The organism is Formicincola oecophyllae (assembly GCF_006542395.2).
In the GTDB taxonomy this organism is placed as follows: Bacteria; Pseudomonadota; Alphaproteobacteria; order Acetobacterales; family Acetobacteraceae; genus Formicincola; species Formicincola oecophyllae.
Genome location: NZ_CP038231.1, coordinates 434,903 through 447,453 on the forward strand (window position 1 = coordinate 434,903; position 12,551 = coordinate 447,453).

7 protein-coding genes are annotated in these 12,551 nt (G+C 58.4%); all 7 read right to left on the reverse strand.

Features of this window, described 5'->3' with window-relative positions; all coding sequences use genetic code 11:
* Positions 1–29 precede the first annotated feature (29 nt).
* Positions 30–4,355: a DNA-directed RNA polymerase subunit beta' gene (rpoC, locus tag E3E12_RS01940; protein ID WP_141442824.1), complete on the reverse strand. Its 4,326-nt coding sequence runs from the start codon at positions 4,353–4,355 to the stop codon at positions 30–32.
* 194 nt (positions 4,356–4,549) lie between these two features.
* Entirely contained in the window at positions 4,550–8,737 is a 4,188-nt protein-coding gene (gene rpoB, locus E3E12_RS01945; protein WP_141442825.1) for a DNA-directed RNA polymerase subunit beta, read from the reverse strand.
* Positions 8,738–9,035: 298 nt separating this feature from the next.
* Positions 9,036–9,590, reverse strand: a complete 555-nt coding sequence (locus E3E12_RS01950; RefSeq protein WP_141442826.1) for a phospholipase D family nuclease — start codon at positions 9,588–9,590, stop codon at positions 9,036–9,038.
* A 225-nt stretch (positions 9,591–9,815) separates the two neighbouring features.
* Complete coding sequence (gene rplL, locus E3E12_RS01955) at positions 9,816–10,190, reverse strand: 50S ribosomal protein L7/L12 (protein ID WP_141442827.1); 375 nt, start codon at positions 10,188–10,190, stop codon at positions 9,816–9,818.
* 129 nt (positions 10,191–10,319) lie between these two features.
* A complete protein-coding gene (rplJ, locus tag E3E12_RS01960; protein ID WP_141442828.1) occupies positions 10,320–10,838 on the reverse strand; it encodes a 50S ribosomal protein L10 in 519 nt (172 codons plus the stop codon).
* A gap of 503 nt (positions 10,839–11,341) precedes the next feature.
* Positions 11,342–12,034 carry a 50S ribosomal protein L1 gene (rplA, locus tag E3E12_RS01965; RefSeq protein WP_141442829.1) on the reverse strand — a complete coding sequence of 231 codons (693 nt, stop codon included), beginning with the start codon at positions 12,032–12,034 and terminating at the stop codon, positions 11,342–11,344.
* A gap of 4 nt (positions 12,035–12,038) precedes the next feature.
* Positions 12,039–12,473: a 50S ribosomal protein L11 gene (gene rplK, locus E3E12_RS01970; RefSeq protein WP_141442830.1), complete on the reverse strand. Its 435-nt coding sequence runs from the start codon at positions 12,471–12,473 to the stop codon at positions 12,039–12,041.
* Positions 12,474–12,551: the final 78 nt, after the last annotated feature.

Sequence of the window (12,551 nt, forward strand, 5' to 3'; positions counted from 1 at the left end):
AGTGCGTGCCAGCTGGGCACTGTGCGTTGTCAGTTTTCTGTAGAGACAGCGTCAATCACCTTGGTGTGGGCGTTTTCCACAGCAGGGTGTGAGTCTGCGTCAGCAATTTGCTGCAGACGGCGCATGGCCCCACCAGTGCCGGCTGGAATGAGGCGCCCGACAATGACATTCTCCTTCAACCCACCCAGGGTATCGACCTTGCCAGAGCTCGCAGCTTCCGTAAGGACACGTGTGGTTTCCTGGAAGGAAGCAGCTGAGATGAAGGACTGAGTTTGCAAGGAAGCCTTGGTAATGCCCTGCAGGATAGGCATGGCCTTAGCCATTGTACGCCCTGCAGCCTCCAGCTCCCTGTTGACACCCTCGAACTCCACACGATCAACGGTCTCGCCGATGAGCCAAGTGGAATCACCTGGTTCCAGAACCTCAACTTTCTGCAGCATCTGGCGAACGATCACTTCAATGTGCTTGTCGTTAATCTTCACGCCCTGCAGGCGGTAAACATCCTGGATCTCGTTGACGAGGTAGTCGGAGAGGGCTTCCACGCCCATGACTTTAAGGATGTCATGGGGAACACGCGGCCCATCGACCAACGGATCGCCTTTTTGGACGTAATCCCCCTCCTGAACGGAGATGTGCTTACCTTTCGGGATAAGGTAATCCGTCTGTTCGCCTGTTTCGTCATTTTTGACGATGATGCAGCGTTTTGCCTTGTAGTCCTTGCCAAACTCGATGCGCCCAGGCCCTTCAGCGATGATGGCATGGTCCTTGGGACGGCGCGCTTCAAACAGCTCAGCCACACGTGGCAGACCACCAGTGATGTCGCGTGTTTTGCCACCTTCACGCGGAATGCGCGCCAATACGTCACCAGCATGAACTTCCGCCCCATTATCCACCGAAAGGATAGAATCAGGGGAAAGGAAGTAGCGGGCTTCATTGCCATTGGCGAGATGAACGAGCTTGCCATCTGGGCCCTGGAGCTGCAGGCGGGGACGCAGGTCAACGCCCTTAGCAACACCTTTGTTGTCAATGATGATGCGTGACGTCAGGCCTGTGACTTCATCCATCTTCTCAGCCAAGGTCACACCTTCAATGAGGTCCTGGTATTCCACCTTGCCGGACTGCTCCGTGATGATGGGCAGGGTGTAGGGGTCCCATTCAGCCATTTTCTGGCCGCGCTCAACCTTCTGCCCATCATTGACCATGAGGCGAGCACCATAAGGCACACGGTAGCGGCCACGCTCCACGCCATTCTCGTCAGAGAGGATGATCTCGCAGTTGCGTGACATGACCACAGGCACGTTGGCTGAGTTCACCACCACATTGCGGTTCTTGATGGTGATGGTGCCGTCACGCATGGCCTCCACCATGGACTGCTCCGCCCCCTTGGTAGCAGTGCCGCCAATGTGGAAGGTGCGCATAGTCAGCTGCGTGCCAGGCTCGCCAATAGACTGAGCGGCAATGACGCCCACGGCCTCGCCAATGTTGACAGGCGTACCACGCGCCAGGTCACGGCCATAGCAAGCGGCGCAAATGCCAACCTTGCTTTCACATGTCAGGACAGAGCGGATGTCAGCGCTTTCCACCCCCGCTTCCTCCAGAACCTCCACATCTGCTTCCGTCACGAGATGGTTGGCGGGGAGGAGGACTTCATCCGTGCCAGGCTTGTTGATGGGTTTGGACAATGTGCGGCCCAGAATGCGCTCACCCAGGGAGGCGACAACCTCACCACTGTCAGTGACGGCGCGGACTGTGAGGCCATTTTCCGTTCCGCAGTCAAGAGCTGTGATGATGCAGTCCTGGGCAACGTCGACCAAACGGCGCGTCAGATAACCGGAGTTGGCGGTCTTGAGGGCCGTGTCAGCCAGGCCTTTACGGGCGCCATGGCTGGAGGTGAAGTAATCGAGGACGGAGAGGCCCTCTTTGAAGTTGGCGATAATGGGCTGCTCGATGATCTCGCCAGAAGGCTTCACCATCAGGCCACGCATGCCAGCCAGCTGCTTCATCTGGGCGGGCGACCCACGGGCGCCGGAGTGGGCCATCATCCACACGGCATTGGTGGGCTTGCCAATGGTCTGCTTGGAAAGCTCCTTGAGCATGGCGGCCTGCACTTCATCCGTGCAGCGTGACCAGGCGTCCACAACCTTGTTGTAGCGCTCACCAGCGGTGATGAGGCCTTCCTGGTACTGCTGCTCGAACTCGCGCACCTCGTTGGCGGTGTGTTCAACCAAGGTAGCCTTCTCAGCTGGAACGATCATGTCGTCCTTGCCGAAGGAGATGCCGGCGACAGCGGCGTTTTTGAAGCCAAGCGCCATGAGCTGATCGCAGAAGATGACCGCTTCCTTCTGCCCACAATGACGGTAGACAGCGTCAATGATGGAGGAAATGGCTTTCTTGGTCAGCTGCTGGTTAACCAGGCTGAAGGGGATGGCAGCATTCTGCGGCAGAATCTGCGCCACCATGGCACGACCTGGGGAGGTGATGACGGTTTGGCGTTCCATTTTGCCATCAGCGTCCAGGCGTTCCAGGCGGAAGCGGATTTTATCATGCACCTTCAAGGTGCCTGCAGCCAAAGCGGCCTCGATTTCAGCAATGGAACCGAAGGCGCGCGGACCAGGCTTGACGACCTTGCCGTCAGCGCTCACTTCTGGGGCGTCTGGCGTGGCGTCATATTCAGGCGTCTGCAGGCTGAGGTAATAGAGACCCAGCACGATGTCCTGAGAAGGCACGATGATGGGCTTGCCGTTAGCAGGGCTAAGGACGTTGTTGGTGGACATCATCAGCACGCGTGCCTCAAGCTGGGCTTCCAGCGAAAGGGGCACATGGACGGCCATCTGGTCACCGTCAAAGTCCGCATTGAAGGCAGTGCACACCAATGGGTGAAGCTGAATGGCTTTGCCTTCAATCAAGACAGGCTCAAACGCCTGGATGCCAAGCCTGTGCAGGGTAGGGGCACGGTTCAGCATCACGGGATGCTCGCGGATGACCTCTTCCAGGATGTCCCAAACCTCTGGGCGCTCCTTCTCCACCATGCGCTTGGCAGCCTTAATGGTGGTGGCGTGGCCATATTTCTCAAGCTTTGAATAGATGAAGGGCTTGAACAGTTCCAACGCCATCTTCTTAGGCAAGCCACACTGATGCAGCTTCAGCTCCGGCCCCACGGTGATGACGGAACGGCCTGAATAGTCAACGCGCTTGCCAAGCAGGTTCTGACGGAAACGCCCCTGCTTGCCTTTCAGCATGTCTGAAAGGGATTTCAGGGGGCGCTTGTTAGCGCCTGTGATGGCGCGCCCACGGCGGCCATTGTCAAAGAGAGCGTCGACAGCTTCCTGCAGCATACGCTTTTCATTGCGCACGATGATGTCAGGCGCGCGCAGCTCCATCAAGCGCTTGAGGCGGTTGTTGCGGTTGATGACGCGGCGGTAAAGGTCGTTGAGGTCAGATGTGGCGAAACGCCCGCCGTCAAGCGGCACCAATGGACGCAGCTCAGGCGGGATGACCGGCACCACGTCCATGATCATCCACTCTGGCTTGGAGCCACTTTCAACGAAGGCCTCAACCATCTTGAGGCGCTTGACCAACTTCTTGCGGGCTGCTTCAGAGGTGGCCTTGCGCAGTTTCTTGCGCAGGATGGTCTTCTCTGAATCAGCGTCGAGGATCTCAACATCGTAATCGAAGGGATCTGGCTCGCCCTTGGCGCGCGCGGCAGCGCTGATTTCGCGTTCCTCAGCGTTGGGCACACCCCAGTCATAGCTGGCCAGGGCCTTCTTGATGGCCTCTGCCCCAATGCCGATCTCGATGCCAGCATCAGGGTATTCCTCAAGGATCTCCTCAGCGCGCACCTCATCAAGCAGGTACTGGTCGCGCTTCTTGGCCACCTTGAAGGATTCGATGTCAGCGTCAGCGATGCCCTTGTCGAGAACCAGGAACTTCTCAAAATAAAGGACTGGCTCCACATCCTTGAGCGGCAAGTCAAGCATCGTAGCAATACGTGAGGGCAGCGACTTCAGGAACCAGATGTGGGCAACCGGACTGGCCAAGTCGATATGGCCCATGCGTTCGCGGCGCACTTTGGCCAAGGTGACTTCAACGCCGCATTTCTCGCAGACGATGCCACGGAACTTCATGCGTTTATACTTGCCGCAAAGGCATTCGTAATCCTTCACGGGACCAAAAATGCGCGCGCAGAACAGGCCGTCACGCTCTGGCTTGAAGGTGCGGTAGTTAATGGTTTCGGGTTTCTTGACTTCACCGAAGGACCAGGAACGGATCTGGTCGCTTGAAGCAAGCTGGATCCGGATGCGGTCAAAATTGCCAACTTGGCCGGTCTGGCCAAGGATTTTCGTAAGTTCGCTCATACGCCTCTGTTTCCGCAGCGCCCAAGGCCCCTCAGGGCCTGGGCTGCTTTTCCATGTGACCCCAGCGCCTTGGGGCGCGTGGCTGTCACGATGCGGCCTTTCCAATCACGCTGTCATTGTCCTGTCATGGATAAGACATGGTGATGGCAAGGCCCTTTGTCACCTCACAGGTGGGGGCCGTTGTGATGGCGCCTTCAGGAAGCGCCCCCTTGTTCAAGCTCCACATTGAGGCCAAGGGACTTAAGCTCCTTGACCAGAACATTGAAGCTTTCAGGGATGCCAGCCTCGAAGTCGTCCTGCTCACGCACGATGGCTTCATAGACTTTGGTGCGGCCTGAAACGTCATCAGACTTCACCGTCAGCATTTCCTGCAGCGTGTAGGCAGCACCGTAAGCTTCCAGCGCCCAGACTTCCATCTCACCAAAACGCTGACCACCAAACTGCGCCTTGCCGCCCAAAGGCTGCTGGGTGACGAGGGAGTAAGGCCCAATGGAACGGGCATGGATCTTGTCGTCCACAAGGTGGTGCAGCTTCAGCATGTAGATGTAGCCAACGGTGGTCTTACGCTCGAAAGGCTCGCCCGTGCGGCCGTCAATCAGTTGTGACTGGCCAGATTTATCGACCCCTGCCTTTTCCAGCATTTCTTCGATGTCAGGGATGGAGGCGCCGTCAAACACGGGCGTGGCGATGGGCACGCCTTTGCGCAGGTTGTTGGCCAACTCCACCAGCTGGTCGTTGCTGAGGGTGGCGATGTCTTCATTGAACACGCGTTCGCCGTAAACATCCTTCAAGCGGTCCAGCAATTCCTGGCGCTTCTCGCCTGTGCGCTGATACTCGTCCACCAGCTCCCCGATGCTTTGGCCAATGTTGGCACAGGCCCAGCCAAGGTGGGTTTCAAGGATCTGACCGATGTTCATGCGCGACGGCACGCCCAGTGGGTTCAGGACGATGTCCATGGGTTGGCCATTCTCAAGGAAGGGCATGTCCTCCACAGGCAAGACGCGTGACACCACACCCTTGTTGCCATGGCGGCCAGCCATTTTGTCGCCAGGCTGGAGCTTACGCTTCACAGCGACGAAGACCTTAACCATCTTCATCACGCCTGGGGGCAGGTCGTCACCACGCTGCAGCTTCTCCACCTTGTCATTGAAGCGCGCGTCAATGCGCGTCACGGCTTCATCGAACTCACGGCAGGCGGCCTCAAGGGCGGCGGTGGCCACAGGGTCAGTGACGGTGATGTTGCGCCAAGTGGCCTTGGGGAACTGTTCAAGGATCTCAGGCGTGATGACGGTGCCAGCCTTGATGCCCTTGAAGCCAGCGGCAGCCTCCTGGCCGACCAGGCGTTCCTTGAGGCGGTTGTGGAAGCTGCGCTCCTGGATGAGGCGCTCATCGTCACGGTCACGGGCGAAATGGGCGATGCCGTCACGCTCAATGGCCATGGCGCGCTCGTCCTTGTCAACGCCACGGCGCGAGAACACGCGCACATCCACAATGGTGCCACTGGTGCCTGGCGGCAGCTTCAAGGAGGTGTCGCGCACGTCAGAGGCCTTCTCGCCAAAGATGGCGCGCAGCAACTTCTCCTCAGGGGTCATGGGGCTTTCGCCCTTGGGGGTCACCTTGCCCACCAGGATGTCGCCTGGATTGACCTCCGCGCCCACATAGACGATGCCGGCCTCATCGAGGTTGCGCAGGGCCTCCTCGCCGACATTGGGAATGTCACGGGTGATTTCCTCCTGGCCCAGCTTGGTGTCGCGGGCCATGACTTCGAATTCCTCCAGATGGATGGAGGTGAAGACGTCGTCTTTGGCGATGCGCTCTGAAATGAGGATGGAGTCCTCAAAGTTGTAGCCGTTCCAGGGCATGAAGGCGACCAGAACATTGCGGCCAAGCGCCAGCTCGCCCAGTTCCGTGGCGGGGCCATCAGCGATGATGTCACCCGCGGCAACGCGGTCCCCAACCTTCACCAAAGGTTTCTGGTTGAGGCAGGTGGACTGGTTGGAGCGCATATATTTGCGCAGACGGTAGATGTCCACACCTTCCGTGGCGCCGTTCTCATCAGTGGCGCGGACAACGATGCGGGCGCCATCGAGCTGATCGACAACGCCAGCGCGCTTGGCGATGATGGTGGCGCCAGAATCATGCGCCACCGCCGCTTCCATGCCCGTGCCGACCAAGGGCGCGTCAGAGCTGATAAGCGGCACGGCCTGACGCTGCATGTTGGAGCCCATGAGGGCGCGGTTGGCATCGTCATTCTCAAGGAAGGGGATGCAGGCCGCAGCCACGGAGACCAGCTGGCGCGGCGAGACGTCGCATGCTGTAACCTGTTCGGGCGGAACCAGGCGGAAATCACCCTGCTGGCGCACAGAAATCAGTTCGTCAGCAAGCTTGTCGCCGTTTTCCAGGCGCGCGTCAGCCTGGGCAACAACCAGCTTCTCCTCCTCCATAGCGGAGAGGTACTTCCAATCCGGCTGCAGCTGGCCGTCCTGGACCAGGCGGTAAGGGGTCTCAATAAAGCCGTATTTGTTGACCTTGGCGTAAGTGGCCAGTGAGTTGATGAGGCCGATATTGGGGCCTTCTGGGGTCTCAATAGGACAGATGCGGCCATAATGCGTAGGGTGGACGTCACGCACCTCAAAACCAGCACGCTCACGCGTCAAGCCACCTGGACCAAGCGCTGAGAGGCGGCGCTTGTGGGTCACCTCTGACAGGGGGTTAGTCTGGTCCATGAATTGGCTGAGCTGGGAGGAGCCGAAGAACTCGCGCACAGCAGCGGCCGCTGGCTTGGCGTTGATGAGGTCGTGCGGCATGACGGTGTCGATATCGACTGCACCCATGCGCTCACGGATGGCGCGTTCCATGCGCAGCAAGCCAATGCGGTACTGGTTCTCCATGAGTTCGCCCACGGAGCGGACACGGCGATTGCCGAGGTTGTCGATGTCATCGACCTGGCCACGGCCGTCCTTGAGGTCGCACAGCACCTTGACCGTTTTGAGGATGTCCTCCTTGCGCAGGGTGTGCACGGTGTCAGGCACCTGCTCGTCCAGGCGCATGTTCATCTTCACACGACCCACGGCTGAAAGGTCGTAACGGTCTGGATCGAAGAACAGGCCGTTCAACATGGCTTCAGCGGTTTCGGGGGTGGGTGGTTCACCTGGGCGCATGATGCGGTAGATGTCGATCAAGGCCTCATCGCGGCTGCGGTTCTTGTCTGCAGCCAGCGTGTTGCGAATCCATGGGCCATGCTGGGCGTCAATCCCCAAAGTGGGGATTGAGGTGACGCCAGCTTCCTCAAGGGTGGTGAGAGCTTCATCGGTGATTTCATCACCAGCTTCCAGCCAGATTTCGCCAGTCTGGGTGTTGACCAGGTCGCGCGCAGCAAAACGCCCGACCAGGTCCAGACGCCCTGCCTCTACCGTCTTGGTGTTTTCAGCAATTTGACGCAGCTTGCGCGCCGTCAGCTTAGTGTCAGCTGCAGCCACAACCTCGCCGGTTTCAGCGTCCACCAGGTCTGAAAGCAGCTTCTGACCCTTAAAGGAGTCTGGATCGAAGGGGCGCGCCCAGTTTTCAGTATTGGCGTCCTTACGGGTGAAGGACACCGTTTCATAGAATTGAGAGAGGATTTCCTCCTGGTCCATCCCCTGCACGCCGAGGGCCTCAACATCGCCCCCTTCAGCTTCCTTGGCTTTACGCGCAGCAAGTGACTTCGCCCCCTCCAACGCGTAAAGCAGCGTGGTGGCTGGCAGCTTGCGCTTGCGGTCGATACGGACATAGAGGACGTCCTTGGCATCGAACTCAAAGTCCAGCCAAGAGCCACGGTAAGGGATAACGCGCGCAGAATAGAGGTACTTACCGCTGGAGTGCGTTTTGCCATGGTCATGGTCGAAGAAAACGCCAGGGCTGCGGTGCATCTGCGAAACGATGACGCGCTCAGTGCCATTGATGATGAAGGTGCCATGCTCCGTCATCAGGGGGATGTCCCCCATGTAGACGGGCTGTTCCTTCAAATCGCGGATGGAACGGGTGCCTGTATCCTCGTCAATGTCCCAAGTGGTGAGGCGCAAAATGACTTTCAGGGGCGCAGCGTAGGTCAAGCCACGCTGGATGCATTCCTCAACGTCGTATTTAGGTTCCTCAAACTCATAACGCTGGAAGTCCAAACGCCCCTTGCCCGCGAAATCGTGGATTGGGAACACGGAGTTGAACACTTCCTGCAAACCAGCAGGGGCGCGCTCGTCAGGCTTGATGTTGGCCTGGAGGAAACCTTCGTAAGAGGAACGCTGAACGTCAATGAGGTTGGGCATCGGGGCGACTTCGGGAATACGCCCGAAGCTTTTGCGGATGCGCTTCTGCCCAGTGAAAGATTTTGTGATTGCGCTGCTCATTCTATCCTGCCTAAAAGCCAGCCCTCCCGGCCAGCTTCAAGCCGCCAGGCCAGAATGGCGCGACAGGCAGAAAAGAAGCAGGCCAGGATGGCTGGCACCGCACCGCCTGGGCAAACCCAGCGGTGTCTGATTACTTAATTCTTTTTCAGACTGAGTGCACCCATGCGCCCGGTGCACCAAGAACCACCAACATAAGGTCGATCTTCGCCTTATTCAAGACCTGAGATGCGCACAGTGCGGATTTTCAACGGGGCTTTGAACCACCTTGAACAAAAATTTTGCTTGAACAAGCCTTGGCTCAGTCCCCGCCTTGGCAGGGCTGGTGGGGGAAAAGCTGCCCATAAGGCTGAGACAAGGCCCAGCGGTTTTGAAAATGAGCTTCCATGGCGTTCATTAAAGCTGCATTGCCCTGAATGGCCACGATGTTTTCGCTTTTATGCTTTTCAGAAGAGGGGGTGAAGTTCATAGAACCTGTCACCACCGTGTTGTCGTCTGTGAGCGTCAATTTGTCATGTTGCTTTTCCCAGCCTGGGCTATGGTCAATACGGACCTTCACGCCATGGCGTTGCAGAAAACACACCATATGGCGCTGCCGCCCATCACGCCTTACTGCGCCATAATCCATGGCCACCTGCACGTTCACGCCACGCTGGCGCGCAGCTACTAAAGCGTTTGCGATGTCAGGCGCCCGAAAGGAATAAGCCATCATCTTTATGGAGTGCCGGGCTTGTCCCAGAGTTGCCAAAAGCAATTGGCGCGCGCTGCCTTCCGGTGAAAAGCCCCAACGCACCTTCACAGGCGAAAGAGGGCATGGTTGCGCAATGGCACAAGGCAACCCATGGGAGAACCCCATAAGTACCGCCAAGACCCAAAGCGATGTATTTCCTCTATAAGGGAGTTTGTTAGTCACCAAGGGTGTCCCTCCCCAAAGCACAAAACAGGTCTTGGTGAGGAAGCCTGTTTCCACGTTGTTTTAATGTGCTTAATCATTGCTCAAAACAATGGGGGCCAAGGCTGATGCCCTGACCCCCATGGGGCTTTCCTCACAAAGGGGAAAGCCACTTAAGCCTGGAAAGGCTTATTTGATCTCGACAGTCGCGCCAGCGGCTTCGAGGGCCTTCTTCATCTTCTCGGCCTCGTCCTTGGAGACGCCTTCCTTCAGGGTCTTGGGAGCGCCTTCAACCAGGTCCTTGGCTTCCTTCAGGCCCAGGCCGGTGATGCCACGGACTTCCTTAATGACGTTGATTTTCTTGTCGCCAGCCTTGGCCAGAACAACGTCAAATTCGGTCTTTTCCTCAGCGGCAGCGCCACCAGCACCGGGGGCAGCAGCGGCAACAGCCACAGGAGCGGCAGCGGAAACGCCCCATTTCTCTTCAAGCATCTTGGAGAGCTCAGCAGCTTCCAGAACGGTCAGGGCGGAGAGTTCGTCAACCAGTTTAGCCAGATCGGCCATGATGATATCCTCAGTGTTGAACGCTGCAGCGCGTAGGGTCACCCTTGAAAAACTGCAGCGCGTAATGCGTGTTGTTCAAGCCATTTCCAAAAGCGTGCGCCCTGGGAATGGCTGAACGTGAACAGATGTTCAGGCGGCTTCGCCGGCTTTGGCATAGGCGCCGAAGACACGGGCAAGCTGGCCAGCAGGGGCCTGCGTGACGGATGCGATGCGCTGGGCGGGTGTGGAAACCATACCCACCAACTTGGCGCGAAGCTCGTCCAGCGAAGGCAGCTCGGCAAGAGCCTTGACACCGTTGACGTCCAACGCCACGGAACCAAGGCTGCCACCCAGCAGCTCAAGCTTGTCGTTTGTCTTGGCGAACTCGACCAGCACTTTGGCCACGGCCACAGGTTCCTCAGCCCAAGCAAGGGCAGTGGGGCCTGTCAGCAGTGGGGAAATGCCTTCGAATTGGGTACCTGCCAGAGCACGGGTGGCCAGCCGGTTTTTGGCGACCTTGTAACTTGCACCCGCTTCGCGCACCTGGCGGCGCAGCTTGGTCACGTCATCAACGGTCAAACCCAGATTGCGGGTGACCAGAACGATGCCGGTTGAACCAAACACGTCAGCGAGGAAGTTGACAAAGGCGCTTTTTTCCTTGCGGTCCAAAACCTGTCTCCTTCACGGCCTGTCAACAGCGCCCCCTCAGCAAGGGCACCTTCATGACTAGGCCTGTTGACCCATGGAGGGGTGCTGGCTGTGCAGCCCTCCCTCCGCTCGCCTGTCCTTGTCAGTGCAGTCCGGGAGCCGCCCACGCAGGTTTCAGCGAGGAAACCGTGCCATGAGGGCCTGGCCCGTCTGGCGCCCGCCCAGTAAGGTTGCCCTAGCTGGATTATGGCGCACCCCTTGGCGACAAGGGGCAACAACCGCGTGCGGTCTTGGACAGGTTTGGCTTCATGACCTCCACCAAGGCAGAGTATGAAAACCAAGGCTGCATCAACTGGTTTTTAAGCAAAAACACAAAAGATGCAGCGAACCTTGCGGGGAAAGTCGCCCTTCCCCAACCCTGCGCAGGCCTGACCAGGCACAGGCGCAGGGGCAGTTAGCTGGCCTTTTACCTGAAGCCTGGCAAAAAGCAAGATGGGATGGCACGAAACCATCCCAAAGTCAGCTCAGCCGTTGAAGCCGCTGACATCCACAGCCACGCCAGGCCCCATGGTGGAGGAGAGGGCAGCCTTTTTCATGTAAGTGCCCTTGGCGCCTGATGGACGGGCCTTCTGCACAGCACCCATGAGGGCATTGACGTTCTCAGCCAGTTTGGTGGGCTCAAAAGAGGCCTTGCCAACAGCTGCGTGAACGATGCCTGACTTCTCGGCGCGGTATTCAACCTGCCCAGACTTGGCGGCCTTGACGGCATCACCAACATTCATGGTGACGGTGCCCAGGCGGGGGTTAGGCATCAGGCCACGTGGGCCTAGGATTTTGCCCAGGCGCCCCACCAGGCCCATCATGTCAGGAGTAGCGATACAGCGATCGAAATCGATCTTGCCTTCCTGCACAGCTTCAGCCAGGTCTTCGGCGCCAACCACGTCAGCACCAGCGGCCTTGGCTTCCTCAGCCTTCGGTCCACGGGCGAACACGCCAACGCGCATGGTCTTACCCGTACCGTGCGGCAGGGAAACCATGCCACGCACCATCTGGTCAGCATGGCGGGGGTCAATGCCCAGATTGATGGCCAGTTCAACGGTTTCGTCAAACTTGGCTGTGGCATTGTCCTTGACCAGCTTCACGGCTTCTTCAAGGCTGTAGGTTTCAGCTGGGTTAACAGCGGCGCGGGCCGCATTGATGCGCTTATTCTTGGCCATGGCGTCAGGCTCCCGTCACGTCAATGCCCATGGACTTCGCGGAACCGGCGAGCATACGCACGGCGCCATCGATGTCATTGGCGTTCATGTCCTTGAGCTTGGTGGCGGCGATCTCGCGCAGCTGCGCGCGCGTCACCTTGCCCACGGAGGCAGACTTGCCAACTGTCTGGCTGCCTTTGTTGATTTTGGCGGCTTTCAGAAGGAAGTAAGTGTTAGGCGGGGTCTTGGTGATGAAGCTGAACGTGCGGTCCGCATAGGCGGTGATGACCACTGGAATGGGCATACCGGGTTCCATGCCTTGGGTTTTGGCATTGAACTCTTTGCAGAACTGCATGATGTTCAGCCCGCGCTGACCCAGGGCCGGGCCCACAGGCGGTGACGGGTTGGCCTTACCGGCCGGGATCTGCAGCTTGATGTAGCCAACGATTTTTTTGGCCATATCCGGGAAACTCCCCTTTGACTGGCTTGGGTTGCGTCATCCCGAACCGCGGTTCGAACGGTGCCCAGCCTGCCAAGC